The organism is Sporosarcina sp. Y1004, assembly GCF_057669665.1.
In genome coordinates this window covers 1-16,500 of sequence record NZ_JBYHFQ010000037.1, presented here as the reverse complement: position 1 = coordinate 16,500, position 16,500 = coordinate 1, and the positions used below count along the sequence as shown (strand labels likewise).

Genomic DNA, 16,500 nt, shown 5'->3' with positions numbered 1-16,500 from the left:
CCTAACTTTGGAATGTAAAAAAATGAATTCGGCTTCTAACGCACAATGTTACGCTTTAATAACACTTGTCCCATTTCTCTCTGAAAGATTCCTTCTTTACATTACAGTTTGATGGATACACAATCATTTTAATCATCCGAGTAACCTATTTTTATCATAGATGTCTTTGCATCAAATATTCTTTTAGGTAAAGTCATACCACTGTTGAACAGCTCGTTCAACAATTTGGGATAAATAAGTAAATAAGACTTCCCCAGTTTCCGCTTTCTCCAATAAATTATCCCGCTAAATATGGAAGGAATGTATCATTAACCATGTCAATTAATCATTTTCAATCAAAAAAGAGAGGAAAGTATAAATACTTCCTCCCTTTTCTTGAATATAATGATTAGGTTTTAAGTTGCTAGCGAACTTCCGGCACCCTAAGTCCGGATAGTGTATCAATTTTTCACGGTGCCTAATCGTCACCCTTTTTCTAACTATAGGTTATCATTTGAGGCACCTGATAACCATCTGCCTTCCATTGAATAAAACTTATTCAAGGCAGTTGTTCAACTTTATTATATGCATTGTAACTTGGATTATGCATGACTATGGGTCACTTTTCTGATTTAAGTAAATAATTTTAAGGACTTAGCTTTCAAATCAAAACGCTCAATTAGTTAATCCACTCGTCTCAGCCTCTTTGGCTAGAATTCGCTTGTACACTGGACTCAAACCTTCTAGTTTCCCTTTATCCAATTCTGATGATTAGTGTCGATGTGTTTCATTCATTTCCTTCTATCACTACTCAATTTCAATTATTGATTAAATTTCGTTACAACAATATGAGCTAATTTCAATAACCCTTTTTATTTACACCATTCGATGTCAGCCGCATTAAAACTTATAATTTGACATGAAATATAAATGACACTAAAATGAAAAATGATAAGTCTATTAATTCGGAATAATATAACAAGGGAGGAATTTATACATGAAATTACAAAACAAAGTCGCAATCATTACAGGTGCCGCTCAAGGGATGGGTGCTACGCATGTACGCAAGTTCGTAGAGGAAGGTGCAAAAGTTGTTATCACAGATATTAATCTAGAGGCTGCTCAAAAGTTGGCTGATGAAGTAGGAGAAAATGCAATTGCATTGAAACTAAATGTTTCAAATGGTGAAAACTGGAAAGAGGTTGTAGAAAAAACAGAAGAAGTATTTGGACCTATTACAGTATTAGTCAATAATGCCGGAATTGGTATTTTCAAACTTTTAGAAGATCTGACTGAGGAAGATTTTAGAAAAACATTTGAAATTGATGAATTAGGTGTATTCCTAGGTATGAAAACAGTAGTACCATCTATGAAAAGAGCAAAAGGCGGTTCGATTGTAAATATTTCATCCGTTGACGGTTTGGTTAGTGCACCGACCGCAATCGCTTATAGTGCATCAAAACATGCAGTGACCGGTATGACAAAAGGTGCTGCTGCAGAGCTTGGTCAATTCAATATCCGAGTAAACTCAGTACACCCTGGCGTTATTGAATCTCCAATGGCGGAACAGGGCGATGTCGCTGAATTCATTAAAAAACTTGAACAAGACATTCCTTTAAGAAGAAGGGCAAAAACAGAAGAAGTATCAAACTTAGTCATCTACTTAGCTTCAGACGATTCTAGTTATTCTACAGGAGCACAATTTGTCGTAGACGGCGGTATGATTTCTGATTTGTAATAATCAGTCCATATCTAAATTGAACTAGCAGTTATTGAGCAAAATTTTAATACGAGACGTGCCATTTTTGACAGTTAGCAAGTCCTCCCCACCTATTATTACATCGACCGCTTGGTGTTCACACACCAAGCGGTCATTTTTATTTCACGTCATTATACAGAGGTGATCTAGCAGTATTAATTTATCCTTTTTGTTAGTGAAGATTTGCTAAAGCCTTTAAAAAAGGAATTGGCGAATTGGCGTCAATAACTAATTATTTCATCCACGAACTCATCATCCATCATATATCTCCAATGAAATAAAAATAGCGCCAATTTCTCTTTAATAGAAATCAGCACTTCATTTAACCGCTATGCGTCGCGTGATGCTTTTGGCGGTTGGCATACGTCACATTTACGTTGGTTATTATTATTAAATTTCGTAAATGTTTTCTCAAAGTTGCTACCACATGCACATTTAAATAGTAATTTTTGAGAAAAACCATGATATTCCGTCGTTAATAATTTACTCTCCGAATTGTTCTCAACAAATTCCTTAATTTTAGCGATTGTCCATCGTTTAATCATTTTCTTACACCTCCATATTTTATCGGTAGGCGGAGGCTTCTTTAGCATCCGTTCAATTGTGATAAAAGCATTAAATATCCTAAGCTCCTCATTATAACATGAGCAGCACACAATTAAACAGATGGAAAGGTTCTTATTGAATTAACTTGACCCTTTAGTAGAATTCCGTTCCCACTTCTTGTAAAAAACCATCTAAAATTAAAATAAATATTTCGAATACGTTTATAAATTAAACTTACTTGTATTATAAAAAAATCTCCAATACTTTCAACCATTAATCGACTTCTATTCAACCTACCGCCTCAGAAAAAGAAAGCTGTTTGGTTTTAACTTTATTTTAATTTCGTTTCATTGCAGCACTTCTTCAGGTTTTTTCAAAATAGAAAAATCCAATTCCACTCATAGTGAAATCATTCGGCTTTTAAAAAATATATCACACAAATAATACGTAAGTATCCAGTGTACATGTTAAAATTTAATGATGAAATATTTGAATTACCATAACAGGTCTCAAGATTTCTTGAATATAGACTTCATCTTATTTTGTCGTATATAATAACATAAAGTCGAAATTTGTAGGTGATGTAATTGGACGATATCGTAATAACAGGTTATGGCATTAAAGCTCCTGGTGTTTATGATAAAAACAGCTTTTTAAAGGTATTAGATAAAGGTATCTGTACACAGAGCATTTTAAAAAATGATAATCAGCCTCATACTATTATCGTTGCGGGTTTAATAGAGGACAGTTTTCTAGAGATAAATGGGAAAAACCATAAACGATATCCGCGTTCTGTAAGAATGGCAATTGCTGCTGCAATGGATGCTTCTAAAATGGCGAATTTAGATTATTTTAAGCCACAGCGTGTTGCAGTAATTTTAGGTACAGCTGCTGGCGCAATTCTTGAAATTGAACAATACGCTACTGCGGGTTTTGATTTGAAAACCTTCCCTATTCATGGGGTTTCAATTGTTGATACACATACTCTTTCTGTTTCTGTTGCTGAAGCGTTAGGAACGCGCGGACCTACCTTCACATTAACAACAGGATGTACTGCCAGTATTGACGCAGTTTTGATGGGAAAACTCCTACTTGAGAACGGGACTGTAGATGCTTGTATAGTAGGAGGAACAGATGCCCCTTTAGGCCAATGGACGATCAATGGCTTTAAAAAGATAAGATCCCTCTCGACTGAGCCGACTATTGATCAAGCTGGAGTCCCATTTTCAACGAAACATCGCGGTTTTGTTTTAGCCGAAGGGGCAGGTGTCATCGTTCTAGAGCGGAGACAATCTGCACAAGCGCGCGGACAAAAAATATACGGTAAAATTGAACGTGTCATTTCAAGAAATGAAGGACAAAAACTATTAAGCTCAGATGTAACTGGTAGACATATGCTAGAAGTTTTTCAAGAAGCCGTTGGAAATACTAAACCAAGTTATGTGAACAGTCAGGCACTTGGTATAAAAACCAATGATCAGATAGAACGATTTATCCTTAAGGAAACCTTTGGTACGGACGTTCCAATCACTTCAATAAAAGGTATGATTGGACATACATTTGGTGCAATGGGAGCAATGCAAATCATTTCATCGCTGCTTTCAATGGAATATGGATTTATCCCCCCTACAATTAAAACAACTGGGAATGGATTTGAAGACGTACCGATTGTTTATCAAACTAGATATCAAGCTGTAGAGTCCGTATGTATAACTACCCATGGGAGTAGCGGGAATAATGCTTGTCTATTATTGACACATGCATAGGAGGCTCATTATATGTTTTTTCTTTTTTTAATTTTGTTAACTTGTATCCCCTTATGTATTGGAATTACGATACTTGTTTTATTCAAAAATAATAATCTATCAAAAATCATTTTTATATTTCTCCTCTTAGCCTCATTCTGGCAATTAGATGTTGCATTCTTATATTCGTATGATTTGTTCAAAAAAGAGACTATTGAATTCTTTTTCAAACTCTTTCGATTTGGCTCTATCATGATAACGCCTACGCTTTTCTATGTTGGGTATACAATTGTTCAAGAGATGCTATCAGATGACTTGAAAAAAAAGTGGCGTTTTTTTGTAAATCGTATTACCGTCTTATTATTCTATGGCTTATCCTTTCTAGTTTACATAAGCGGATGGAGTGTTAAAGGGATTAGTGAATTAGAGCTTTTAAAATTTGGTTCTAATATATTTTACTTCCCTGTTTACGGAGAGCTGTCATGGTTTTACAATGCAAATGTTCTTCTATTTATAGTTAGTATGATTACCTGTTTTTTGATTAGTTTACATGTTCAAGATAAGAGCGTGCGTTCATTTTTAGTTTATTTTAATATCTTTACGTCAATTGCATACGCAATAGGCATTTTAAATATGTTCCCTTCGACAAGATTGTACCCAAGTTCGATTGCGATCTTGGTCTTTGCTATTTCCTTATTAATTCTTACGAGCCGAATGTATCTTGAATTAGTAAACAATATGAATAAGAAGCTATCTGATCAAAAGAAGTTTCTATTCCAAGTCATAGATTTAAACCCAAACTATATTTATGCTCTCGACGAAAGTGATCGATATACACTTGTGAATCAATCATATGCACAGTTAATGGGCATGAGAATTCAAGATATGATTGGGAAAACAGATTATGACATACATCATGATACACGTGTAGTGAAACAAAACGTCAATCAAGAAAAGAATATGCACAAACATTCGGAAAAACTCTTCATTAGAGAAGAAGCCGTAACAGCCAATTCAGGAGATACCATCTGGTTACAAACTGTTAAAATACCAATAGATACTAATGATAGTTCAGTGCTACTTGCTGTATCTACAGACATTACGGAACGAATAAAATATGAAGATACGATCAAGCTCCAAGCAAATCATGATGCTTTAACAGGATTACCTAATCGAAGAATGTTTAATGAGAACTTAACTAACCTTTTAGAAAAAGCTAAAACCGAGACAAGTCAGAATGCAATAATGTTTCTCGATTTGGATCGATTTAAATACATCAATGACACACTTGGACATGACGTCGGTGATCTCTTATTAATAGAAGTATCAAGACGTATTGAAAACTTAATCAAGAAAAAACATAATTCTGCAGGGTTTTATCGTATTGGTGGCGACGAATTCACCATTTTACTTCCTCATTATAAGGCGAAAGATAGTGAAGACTTTGCCAAGGAATTATTGGGAGAATTCAGAAACAGCTTTTTAATCGACGGTAGCAATTACCATATTACTCCAAGCATTGGAATTAGCCTCTTTCCAAATGATGGGGATGACGCTAATACATTAATAAAACATGCAGATACCGCAATGTACTATGTGAAAGATAGAGGGAAAAATAACTTTCAATTGTTTACATCGGAAATGCATCAAGATTTTTACAGAAAAATGATGATTGAAAAACAATTAAGAACCGCTTTAGAAAATGAAGAATTCGAACTTTATTACCAGCCTATTATGAATCTGAAAACAAATGAAATCACGGGAATGGAATCTCTTATACGTTGGAATAACAAAACACTTGGACACGTTACACCGGATGAATTTATTTCAATTGCGGAAGAAACAGGAATGATTATTCCAATAGGCTACTGGGTACTGAATACAGCAATTGAACAAAGTGCTCGTTGGCAAAAGGAAGCATATAAGCCATTAAAAGTAGGTATTAATGTATCTGTCAGACAATTAATCGATCCAAATTTTCTAGAGAAAGTGAAAACCACAATTGAGAACAATGCACTTGATGCGACCTATATCGTGTTAGAGATTACTGAAAGTATTGCGATGTATGCAGAGGCGATGAGTGAAAAGTTAGATGCCTTAAAAGAACTTGGTATAAGTCTATCAATGGATGACTTTGGAACAGGATACTCATCACTCGGCTATTTGAATAAATATCCACTTGATTCATTGAAAATCGATAAGTCATTTGTTATTGGAATGAATCGAGACGATGAGAGCAAAGCCATTGTAAAAACGATTATAGCCGTAGCAAAAGAACTCGATTTGAAAGTCATAGCTGAAGGTGTAGAAGGACAAGAAGAATATCAATTCTTAAATGAGATTGGCTGTGATTACGCTCAAGGCTATTACTTCAGCCCCCCACTCCCTGCAATCGAATTCAAAGAAAAATGGCTAACATCGGGCGACTGACCCATTGGAATGCTAACGATACATTTTTGACATGAAACACTTGTAAATGGTTTTATATCAACATAAAAATGACAATCCAATCGATATACAATTGGATAGTCATTTTTATTTTTCCCTCGGCAACCTTCTGCAACAATTCCTAACACCTCTTCAGTTGCTGGGTTAATATTTTCAAATGTTTTACCATTGACTGATTGCAAATACTTCCATTAATATAGTGGAAGCAATCGATTGGACTTACTTTCACCTTTGTTTCTGTTGTTTGCATGATAAATTCCTCCTTACTTTTTCATAAATGTATAGTTAATAAACATTCAAAATCAGAACTTTTTATCAACTTGACCTAACTATAGGGGTAATATCAAAATATATAAACGTCGGCGTTCCAATACAACAAATAAAAATATAACCGATCAGTTATTTAATTTACTTAGAGTATATGTATACATAGAGCATCTTTCGCTGATATAATTACGAATTATACCGTTCCTTTATACGGAACAAAAATATTGGAGGGTAAAAAAGTCATGTCAGAAAATAAAGGAAGTCCACAAATTCTAACTTCCGTCAGAAATGCACTACGTATACTCAAAAGTTTTTCAACCTTTGAACCTACGAAGAGAGTTAACGAGCTTTCCAAATCCTTAGGTTTAGGTAAAAGTACCGTAAGTAGACTACTTTCAACGCTAGCAAGTGAAGGTTTCGTAACAAAAGACGAGAAGACCAATGCTTACCGTTTAGGGTTATCCGTTCTCACCTTAGGTGGAATTATCACAAATGATTTAGAGATTCATAAGGAGGCCACACCTGTTCTGTCCAAATTAGTTAATGATACGGGTGAAACAGCGCATTTAGCCATATTAGATGAACTTGAAACGATTTATATTCATAAGGAAGAGTGCAATCATCCTGTTCGCATCTTGACTCATCTTGGCAGAAGAAATCCGTCCTATTGTACAAGTTCAGGTAAGGTCCTACTTGCTTTTAGTGAATCCAACATTGTAGAAAAAGTAATTCAAGAAGGACTGGTTTCCCATATGAATAATACCCTTACGGATCCCGATCAATTACGAAACGAGCTTGAAACGATTCGCCAGCAGGGATTTGCAGTCAGTACAGAGGAGCTAACGGAGGGAACGAGATCAGTTGCAGCCCCAATCCGTGACTATACTGGACAGATTGTGAGTGCCGTTGCTGTAGTCGGTCCCATCCAACGAATGACAGACCATAAAATCAATCAAATTGCAAAAAAAGTCATGGAAGCAGGGAATGAAGCATCGGAACGACTTGGGTATGATGAACGGTATTTCAAACATTTACGGAGTTGATTTTGAAGTGTGATTGAATAGAGACTTGTTATGTAGCAAATGCACTTGGCCTACGGGATGTAAGTCCATCAAAATTTTTATCTTTTACATGGTATTCAGCACTCCCTAAAACGAGAGAATGGAAAAGTTGAAATCGATAACAGCACACAAAAAGAATTTTGTATTATAAAATCACGCGGGAAATAGAATTATACCGATTTTCAAGCTCACTTGTCCCTTTAGCATATACCTTATATGGTTTTAACGGATAATTTGAGTAAATAGTAAAAAAACCAATATTTAAGAAAATGGTCATAAACAAAAAAACGCACCCGGAGCGCTAAGCTGACAGGTGCGGCAATTCATTGGTGGAACTCGTTATGTTTTCTCAGGCAATCCAATCCTCTTTCGGAATATCATGCGCTTCTCTCTTCATATAATAACGGCCTTTTGTCGCTATTCCCAGGATGACGGTCAGAATAGCCGCCAAAAATGCTGCGAAAAACGCTGCCGTACTTTGGAGGAATGTGCCCATATAGCCGACCGCCGCAATCGTCCCCAGTATAGTAGGCACGGTCAACGCTACAACACCTACCGGATTCCATTTATACAAGTTTTTCTGTCTTGATTCATAATAACCTGGTCCGATTTTAAGCCATTTCTTAAGAATCAGTGCATCTGTTACTAGAATCGACGCCCAACTCATTAATGCGACGCCTTGGAAAGTCATTGCCATACCGAGATGGTCGACAATACCGCCGAGCATCAGGATCATTGCAGCAACTGCAGCCACCACGACCCAAAAGCGACGCCCAGGTTTAAAGCCGAACATGTTTTCAAAAAAGTTCGACAGGGACAGCGAGCTGCTGTAAATATTGGTAATGTTGATGCGAATTTGTGTGAGCACTGTAAACAGCACACCGCCGAGCCCTAACAGGACAACGATGTAAACACCCGGGTTTGCTTCGCCAAGTGTGACACCGAACCAAATACCGAGGCCGCCCATCACGCCAAAACAAAATATTTGCGGAATAAAACCGATGGCGATTGAACCGATTTTTAAATCTTTCGGTTTCAGGAAACGCGCGTAATCCGAGGCGATTAACGCGGTTAGCCCCATTATGCCGTGCTGCATTCCTATACATAACAGCAATGCGGCTCCGCCGATTTGGACGCCTTCAGGAATATAGGTCCAAAAATTGCCCGCGTATTGCGACGGGTAGTTGGACGCAACGACAATCGCTGCAATCAGAAAGATGAAAAAAATGGGCAATGACCATTTCTGTAGTTTGTCCAATTGTTTAATGCCGAACCAGTTTAATGGAATGACCAATGAACCAAAGACGACAATTAAGAGCCACTCAGGGATGGCGGGGAAATATGCATGGACCGCAGTGACTAGAATCATGCCTTCAAATGCACAATACATGATAAAATTCGATGCGTAGATTAATGAGGTTAACGAGGCCCCGATGTAACCGAATCCTCCGCGGGATAATAAGTTGACATTCATGCCGGATTTTGCCGACAAATAAACGATGATGCTGCCAAGGATTCCTGCGACAATAATAGCGTAGATTGCCGAGATGATGGCATTGGCCGCTCCAAATTTCAGTGCCAGGACGCTTCCCGTCTGGAAATAGAATATGGCAGTTGCGATGCCGAATGTGATATTGGTGATACTTAGCCAACCCATTTTACGTTCTTCACGTGGGACTCGGTCAAATGTATAGTCACCAGTTTTTTCTTCTTTGGGGCTTAAGTCTTTTTCTTCTAAATCTAGATCTGCGGAAATATCAGATCGCATTCAATCAAGTCCTTTCAGTATTCATTTGTATTTCTCTTTGTCACAGGGAATGTAAGATAGGATTGGACTGCATGTCTTATCGGGGAAAGACAGTTCGCATGCTACGAGGACATCAAGATTCTGTTGATTCACCTGAGACAAAAAAAGATGTGATTGTTTCCACCCAGAAAATTCTGGAGCGGATAAAATCACTCTGCTTATAATTTTAACATAATTTAATTCAAATATATGACTTCTATCTTAGACTCATTCAAAATACCTATATTAATTTTGTTCATATTTTAGTGAATAATACCTGTTAAAGGCTCATTCTGATAAGTTAGAGCTAAACAACGATTTCATCAAAATAGTTAACACTTGTTATTCACCTGAGATACTCGTCTCTCGGATAGGTAATTTTCTATCTATTTTAGACAACTTAATCTGTCGGAACAAATTCTCATTGATTTTGCATGGTCTATTAGTTTTTTTATATTCAGTTTTCGTCAATTCAATGTGTATAATATGTAAAAATCTTTTCAAAACATGCATTAGTCTAACCACATACTTTAACGAATTACGGTAAGCCATTCTCGGAGCTTTTAATTGTCTTGTCCATCTCCCCCCTCTATTTCATGAATATAAAAACACCGACAGCTATTCCCGTCGGTGCATGTTGTACTTACATATTAATAGCTGCTAAGCTTCCGATATTCTAGTAGGATTACCTGGTTCGTAACCTCAACTAAACAAATTCATTTTTCTCCATGACGCGGGTTGGTGTTAACCCGGTCGATTAGGTATTGCTTTACTTGCCTAATCGTTTTTATTTTTTGGTATTTTTCTGAATTCACCTAGTGAATTATTCATTCTATTTTCCGCTTCTTCCATCATACTATTTAGTAAATCTTTAACAGTCGGAATGTTTTCGATCAATCCGGCAATTTGACCGCTATTGATAAAACCATTTTCCATATCGCCTTCAATTGCACCTTTAACATGTTGTTTTTCCGATGTCATTTCACCATATTGTTCAATTGTCATTCCAGCTCTTTCCAAGCTATTAAGTTTCATAGCATAAGGTGTCTTTAATATCCGCCTCAACCTACCAACACTACGTCCAATAAGTAACGTTTCTGTATCACTTGCTTTCACAAGGTTCTGCTTGTACGTGTCATGGAAAGGCGCCTCCTTCGTCGCTATTAAACGCGTACCAATCTGCACACCACTTGCGCCTAACATTAACGCAGCTGCCAATCCTTTGCCATCACCGATTCCCCCCGCAGCAATTACCGGTACTTTAACACTTTTCACTATTTGCGGTATTAACGTGAATGTCGTCAGCTCCAAGGTCGAATTGATACCAGCTGCTTCAAACCCCTCTGCCACTAATATATCTGCCCCGGCCGCTTCCGCTTTTTGGGCATGCTTCACTGAAGCGACGAGCGCAATGACTATCACACCCCGTTCATGTAGTTCTGAAATATAGGGCGCTGGATTTCCTGCCGACAGCGAAACAACAGCAATATTATATTTGGTAACAAGGTTAATAAGTTCTTTTACGTATGGTGAAACACTGATTGCGATATTGATTGCGAAGTTTTTATCCGTTAGTTTTTTTGTTTCAACTATTATTTCTTCTACTTCTTCCGGAGTCATTGTTCCGCATCCTATTGTACCTAGACCCCCAGCCTCTGAAACAGCTGCCGTCAGTTGGGCATTACTAATGTTGCCCATTCCACCTTGAATAATCGGAAAATCAATCTGAAGCATTTCACAAACGTATATCATTTTTCATCCACTCCTATGTAAATATGTTATAGTATATAGAGTTAAAAAACAATTATGATACTTTAAAAAATGGGGGTAATATTTATGATAATTACGTATAAAGGGAAAAAACCAGTTCTCGATCCAACAGTTTTCGTCGCACCAGGTGCTAAAGTTATCGGGGAAGTTCAGGTTGGGCTAGAATCTACCATTTGGTTTAATACAGTCCTACGAGGGGATGAAGGGTCTATTACAATAGGCAATAGATGTAGCATCCAGGACAATTCAACAATCCATTTATATGAGGGCGCTCCAGTTATTATAGATGATGAAGTGACCGTTGGACATAATGTAATCCTGCATGGCTGCAAAGTAGGAAAACGGTCAATAATTGGCATGGGATCTACAATTCTAGACCATGCCGAAATTGGTGAAGAGTGTATTATTGGCGCGAACACATTAATCCCACCTGGAAAGAAAATTCCTCCGCGCTCACTGGTTGTCGGTTCACCTGGGAAAGTAGTAAGGGAATTGAACGAAAAAGATTTCGAAATCATTCAACTGTCGATTGATTCATATGTTCAAAAAGGCTATGAATACCGAGAGATTTTCAAAAACAGTGAAAATGAGTAAAAAAACTGGGTAGCCTTTAGGCACCCAGTTTTTTTATGAAGATAATTGTCGATAGTTATTAGTCAATAATGAGCGGGTGGTCATCTGCATCATAAGATTTATCTTTCCTGCGCATGTCATTATCTTCTTGAAATACATCTTCGAAAAATTGGTTAGCCGATTGGGCCAATAACTTATAATATTGTTCAAACAAATGAGCGGCATGATTACCGTTCCATATTTCCGGAAGCAACTCTTTCGGTAGTCCAGGATCTATAAAAAGGAACTTACGATATTCATGGACAAGGTTTGTTCTCTCTACGAAGCACTCTGCATTCGTCATTTGCCCATTATTTATTAGGCTTTGATGAACAATATACTTATTGCTGTACGTCGAAATGAATTCCTGATACTTCCCTTCAATTTCTGAAAGTGGCCAGCTTTTTTCAACAAGCGCTCTGTCTGCTTGCGGTCCTTTATATTCGGATAGGAATAAATCCACGTAAGCTTGGATGTTATATTTATCAATGAGTAGTCTTACTTCTACCCCAAGGTCATTCGGTGTAATCCAGCAACCATTTGAAAAGCTCCCTAGTCCACTCCATAAAAGTTCCTTACGCAGTTCATCACGAATCTGTCTTTTTTCTTCCGGAATCGCGTACATCAATATACGCCATTTCCCATCCCACTCGTGTGGCATCAATTTAAATATTCGGGCAGCTGCCTCTTCAATTCGTATTTCTCCACGAGATGTCAAGAAATAATAGCTTTTATTCCCCTTTTTTTCCGAATTAAGCCACCCTTGCTTCATCATTCTGGAAACGGCAACACGAACGGATTGTTCATTATGTCCAAACTCTTTCAGTAATCTAATCAGGCTACCAATCCAGATATTATTTCCGTAATGACGAATATAATCTCCATATATTGTAAAAATCATTGATTGTGCATTCGCCAATTAACCTCACTCTTTCTTTTTCGAACATAAAAATGTATCATGATTTTTCCTATTCCCATTATAGCGTTTTATCACAAAAAGAAAACTTATTTACCCAAAAATAGCGGGCTTCTTTTTTCACTGAATGCAAGGAGAGCTTCCGTTCGATCTTCGGTCGGGATTATTAATTCGTAGGCTTTCGATTCAATTGCAAGTCCCGTCTGCAAATCCGTGTTCATCCCTTGTGTAATTGCATACTTCGCTTGCCTAATTGCAACCGGACCATTTTTCATCATATCGTAAGCTAGTTGTTCACAAGCTGCAAGAAGTTCTTCCTTTTTCACAACTTTCAAAACAATGCCGAGCCCTAGAGCTTCTTCTGCAGTGATTCTTCTTGCAGTGAAGATTAACTCTTTCGCTTTCATTTCTCCTACAAGTCTTGGAAGGCGTTGCGTCCCGCCAGCACCTGGAATAATGGCCCAGCTCGTTTCAGTCAGCCCCATTTTCACACCCTCGACCGCTATTGAAAAGTCACATGATAACATCAATTCAAAACCGCCGCCAAGTGCATAGCCGTTCACTGCAGCAATTGTCGGCTGTGGCAGACTCGCAATGCTGTTGAACGCATCTCTAATTGCTTTGACGTTTCTCCTAACCTCTGTTTCATTTAGTGTCTTACGTTCTTTCAAATCAGCGCCTGCACTAAATGATTTTTCACCTGCTCCAGTAAAAATGACCACTTTCACCTCTTGATCTAACGAAATAGAATCCGTTACCTCTTGAAGTTGATGTAGTGTTTCGTAATTAAAGCAATTCAATGCTTCTTCACGGTTAACAGTCACATATGCAATATTGTTTTCTTTTTTATATAAAATAGTTGACATTTTTCCATCTCCTTTATAATAAACAAAAGCACAAGCGCCTGGTCAAGGGCGACAGGCATAAGACAGACCGGCGAAGAGGCGTTCTTTGCCTCGCAAGCCGGTATGACTTATGATCCGAGCCCTTAGGCGCTGGAGTCTAGGCGTGAAAGATCACCTTCCGCAGGTTATCCACAGTACGAGATTTTATCATTTCCTAGTGTAAAAAAACTGTCCAACTCCTGCCGCGGCTCATCCTTTCCTTTTCAAGAAGAGCACCGGCCCTTGAAGGACAGCTATTTTCAACTAATTATTCCGTTACATTCTCAATAATTGCCGCAATTCCCTGGCCTACCCCGATACACATCGTTGCTAGTCCATATTTAACGTCCTGTTTTTTCATTTCATATAAAAGTGTAGTAAGAATTCTGGCCCCACTAGCACCTAATGGATGTCCAAATGCGATTGCGCCACCATTGACGTTTACTTTTTTATCGTCTAGTTCTAACTGGCGTATACACTCAAGCGATTGAGAAGCAAAAGCCTCATTTAATTCAACAAGTCCAATATCATTTGTTGTCAGCCCTGCTCGTTCCAATGCTTTTCTTGAAGCATATATCGGACCAAGACCCATTACGGCAGGTTCAAGTCCCGCTGTTGCTCCAATAACATATTTAGCTAGCGGCTTAAGGTTTAGTTCTTTCGCTTTCTCAGCACTCATAAGAAGCAAAGCAGACGCACCGTCATTGACACCCGAAGCGTTGCCTGCTGTAACGGTACCACCTTCAAATATCGGTTTCAGTTTACCAAGCTTTTCAAGTGTCGTGTCCGCCCTTGGATGTTCATCCCGATCCACAGTGATTTCGTTACCTTTCCGATCTTTATAGACAACCGGAACAATTTCTTCAGCGAAACGATTTTCTTCCATTGCTCTTTTCGCACGTTGTTGGCTTTCATAAGCAAATAAATCCTGATTTTCTCGCGTTATCGCATATCGTTGTGCGACGTTTTCAGCTGTCTGCGGCATTGAATCTACGCCATACATTTCTTTCAGCTTATTATTCGTAAAGCGCCAACCGATTGTTGTATCTTGTAATTCCATATTGCCACGTGGAAATGCTTTATCAGGTTTTGACATGACAAGGGGTGCACGCGTCATGCTTTCTGTTCCGCCGGCAATGTAAATATCGCCATCTCCAACCGCGATTGCTCTTGCAGCGAAAATGACAGCATCAAGCCCTGAACCACAAAGACGGTTAATCGTCGTGCCCGCCACTTCGACAGGAAGACCCGCTAACAAGCCGGACATTCGAGCTACATTACGGTTATCTTCCCCAGCTTGATTAGCGTTTCCGAATATAACTTCTTCAATTTTCTCTGTCGGCAGGTTGGGATTCCGTTCGACTAGTGCCTTAATAACAACCGCTCCCAAATCATCCGGACGTACGTCTTTCAACGCGCCATTATATCTACCGATTGGTGTACGGACAGCATCTACTATGACTACTTCTCTCATTTCGTAACCACCTCTTCTACAATTGTATAGTCGTATACGCCTTTACCACTTTTTCGACCAAGGCGGCCCGCTTTTACATATTGCTCCAATAGAGGCGCGGGACGGTACTTCTCTCCAAGCTTTTCGTGTAAATATTTCAAGTTATTCAGACGCGCATCAAGTCCAACCAAATCCACGAGTTCAAATGGTCCCATGGGGTAATTTAAACCAAGCTTAATTGCTTTATCAATTTCTTCTGGTGTTCCAAGCCCTTCTTGTAGCATGTAAAATGCTTCGTTGCCAACAAGTGCACTAATTCGGCTTGTGACGAATCCTGGAAATTCATTAATAACAACAGTTTCTTTGCCCATATTCACGGCTACTTGTCTAATTACATCCGCCGTTTCATCACTTGTTTCCAAACCACGAACAATTTCAACAAGTGGCATTTTATGTACAGGATTGAAAAAGTGCATAGCGATTGTTTTTTCTGGACGTTTACCGAAAGAAGCAATTTCTGTCGGACTCATCGTCGATGTATTCGTTGCAAAATAACACTCTTTTGATGCGTATTCTTCTATTTCTTCAAAAACTTGTTTTTTAATCGATGCTAGTTCAGGTACGGCTTCAATAATTAAATCCGCGTTTCCTGCGACTTTTGCAAGATTGTTTTCATAGCTTAAATTTTGGCGAGCCTTTTCAGCTGTATCCGCTGAGATTTTTCCATACTTAAGTCCTTTTTCAAAAATAACTTCAATTTCATTCTTTGCATTTTTTAGTGCAGTCTCGTTAATATCAACAATCGTAACTGAATACCCACCAAGTGCTCCAACATAGGCAATCCCTCTACCCATCACGCCGGAACCGACAACAACTATACGATTAATCATCAGTACCCTCCTTTTTATGATGAAAGAATACGGACAAGAGATAACACATCCCTGTCCGTCATTTTTTAATAGATCATTATATTTTTTCAATATGGAACAATGTCTAGCTTCAGGCNTATGATGAAAGAATACGGACAAGAGATAACACATCCCTGTCCGTCATTTTTTAATAGATCATTATATTTTTTCAATATGGAACAATGTCTAGCTTCAGGCGCAAGCCGCTCGGGTCATAAGCAATCAAGCTATGTGGCAAAGTACGCCACGTCGCTAGATTGACTTATGCCTGTCGCGGCTAAACTGCGCCTTACGCTTTTATTGTCTAGCTTCAGGCGCAAGCCGCTCGGGTCATAAGCAATCAAGCTATGTGGCAAAGTGCGCCAC

Annotated in this window: 13 protein-coding genes; 5 read left to right on the top strand and 8 right to left on the bottom strand. The window is 38.3% G+C overall.

All coding sequences use genetic code 11. The annotated features are described in order from the left end of the window. Positions 1–976: 976 nt before the first annotated feature. A complete protein-coding gene (locus AC25Y6_RS17845) occupies positions 977–1,717 on the top strand; it encodes an SDR family NAD(P)-dependent oxidoreductase (protein WP_482106159.1) in 741 nt (246 codons plus the stop codon). Between the two features lie 350 nt (positions 1,718–2,067). On the opposite strand, the gene AC25Y6_RS17840 is transcribed toward AC25Y6_RS17845, so the two are convergent. Beyond that, positions 2,068–2,283, bottom strand: coding sequence for a hypothetical protein (locus tag AC25Y6_RS17840; protein ID WP_482106158.1), 216 nt, complete (start codon positions 2,281–2,283; stop codon positions 2,068–2,070). Positions 2,284–2,871: 588 nt separating this feature from the next. On the opposite strand from AC25Y6_RS17840, the gene AC25Y6_RS17835 reads away from it, so the two are divergent. After that, a complete protein-coding gene (locus AC25Y6_RS17835; protein ID WP_488143971.1) occupies positions 2,872–4,050 on the top strand; it encodes a beta-ketoacyl synthase N-terminal-like domain-containing protein in 1,179 nt (392 codons plus the stop codon). A 231-nt stretch (positions 4,051–4,281) separates the two neighbouring features. Beyond that, positions 4,282–6,459, top strand: coding sequence for a sensor domain-containing protein (locus tag AC25Y6_RS17830; RefSeq protein WP_488143970.1), 2,178 nt, complete (start codon positions 4,282–4,284; stop codon positions 6,457–6,459). Between the two features lie 139 nt (positions 6,460–6,598). On the opposite strand, the gene AC25Y6_RS17825 is transcribed toward AC25Y6_RS17830, so the two are convergent. Further along, a complete protein-coding gene (locus AC25Y6_RS17825; protein WP_488143969.1) occupies positions 6,599–6,727 on the bottom strand; it encodes a hypothetical protein in 129 nt (42 codons plus the stop codon). A gap of 259 nt (positions 6,728–6,986) precedes the next feature. Here AC25Y6_RS17825 and AC25Y6_RS17820 point away from each other — a divergent pair, with 259 nt between their 5' ends. Next, positions 6,987–7,787, top strand: coding sequence for an IclR family transcriptional regulator (locus AC25Y6_RS17820; protein ID WP_488143968.1), 801 nt, complete (start codon positions 6,987–6,989; stop codon positions 7,785–7,787). Between the two features lie 367 nt (positions 7,788–8,154). On the opposite strand, the gene AC25Y6_RS17815 is transcribed toward AC25Y6_RS17820, so the two are convergent. Beyond that, positions 8,155–9,573, bottom strand: coding sequence for a purine-cytosine permease family protein (locus tag AC25Y6_RS17815; RefSeq protein WP_488143967.1), 1,419 nt, complete (start codon positions 9,571–9,573; stop codon positions 8,155–8,157). A gap of 795 nt (positions 9,574–10,368) precedes the next feature. Then, the gene (locus tag AC25Y6_RS17810) at positions 10,369–11,343 is read right to left on the bottom strand and encodes an NAD(P)H-dependent flavin oxidoreductase (protein WP_488143966.1); all 975 of its coding nucleotides are present in this window, start codon (positions 11,341–11,343) and stop codon (positions 10,369–10,371) included. Positions 11,344–11,427: 84 nt separating this feature from the next. Between AC25Y6_RS17810 and AC25Y6_RS17805 the strand changes: the two genes are divergently transcribed. Next, complete coding sequence (locus AC25Y6_RS17805; protein ID WP_488143965.1) at positions 11,428–11,955, top strand: gamma carbonic anhydrase family protein; 528 nt, start codon at positions 11,428–11,430, stop codon at positions 11,953–11,955. 58 nt (positions 11,956–12,013) lie between these two features. Here the strand turns inward: AC25Y6_RS17805 and paaX are convergent, their stop codons facing one another. The 4 genes from paaX to AC25Y6_RS17785 form a co-directional block, all read right to left on the bottom strand. After that, positions 12,014–12,892 (bottom strand): phenylacetic acid degradation operon negative regulatory protein PaaX, encoded by an 879-nt coding sequence (paaX, locus tag AC25Y6_RS17800; protein WP_482100951.1) that lies wholly within the window; start codon positions 12,890–12,892, stop codon positions 12,014–12,016. A gap of 86 nt (positions 12,893–12,978) precedes the next feature. Next, positions 12,979–13,755 (bottom strand): enoyl-CoA hydratase-related protein, encoded by a 777-nt coding sequence (locus AC25Y6_RS17795; RefSeq protein ID WP_488143964.1) that lies wholly within the window; start codon positions 13,753–13,755, stop codon positions 12,979–12,981. A gap of 286 nt (positions 13,756–14,041) precedes the next feature. Then, positions 14,042–15,247 (bottom strand): 3-oxoadipyl-CoA thiolase, encoded by a 1,206-nt coding sequence (locus tag AC25Y6_RS17790; protein ID WP_482106150.1) that lies wholly within the window; start codon positions 15,245–15,247, stop codon positions 14,042–14,044. Beyond that, positions 15,244–16,116, bottom strand: a complete 873-nt coding sequence (locus AC25Y6_RS17785) for a 3-hydroxyacyl-CoA dehydrogenase (RefSeq protein WP_488143963.1) — start codon at positions 16,114–16,116, stop codon at positions 15,244–15,246. Before AC25Y6_RS17785 ends, AC25Y6_RS17790 begins: the two co-directional genes overlap by 4 nt. Between the last annotated feature and the right edge of the window lie 384 nt (positions 16,117–16,500).

Coding starts and splice junctions, on each gene's coding strand:
- AC25Y6_RS17845 (WP_482106159.1), top strand. CDS start 977: ATGAAATTACAAAACAAAGTCGCAATCATTACAGGTGCCGCTCAAGGG.
- AC25Y6_RS17840 (WP_482106158.1), bottom strand. CDS start 2,283: ATGATTAAACGATGGACAATCGCTAAAATTAAGGAATTTGTTGAGAAC.
- AC25Y6_RS17830 (WP_488143970.1), top strand. CDS start 4,282: ATGATAACGCCTACGCTTTTCTATGTTGGGTATACAATTGTTCAAGAG.
- AC25Y6_RS17825 (WP_488143969.1), bottom strand. CDS start 6,727: ATGCAAACAACAGAAACAAAGGTGAAAGTAAGTCCAATCGATTGCTTC.
- AC25Y6_RS17820 (WP_488143968.1), top strand. CDS start 6,987: ATGTCAGAAAATAAAGGAAGTCCACAAATTCTAACTTCCGTCAGAAAT.
- AC25Y6_RS17815 (WP_488143967.1), bottom strand. CDS start 9,573: ATGCGATCTGATATTTCCGCAGATCTAGATTTAGAAGAAAAAGACTTA.
- AC25Y6_RS17810 (WP_488143966.1), bottom strand. CDS start 11,343: ATGATATACGTTTGTGAAATGCTTCAGATTGATTTTCCGATTATTCAA.
- AC25Y6_RS17805 (WP_488143965.1), top strand. CDS start 11,428: ATGATAATTACGTATAAAGGGAAAAAACCAGTTCTCGATCCAACAGTT.
- AC25Y6_RS17795 (WP_488143964.1), bottom strand. CDS start 13,755: ATGTCAACTATTTTATATAAAAAAGAAAACAATATTGCATATGTGACT.
- AC25Y6_RS17790 (WP_482106150.1), bottom strand. CDS start 15,247: ATGAGAGAAGTAGTCATAGTAGATGCTGTCCGTACACCAATCGGTAGA.
- AC25Y6_RS17785 (WP_488143963.1), bottom strand. CDS start 16,116: ATGATTAATCGTATAGTTGTTGTCGGTTCCGGCGTGATGGGTAGAGGG.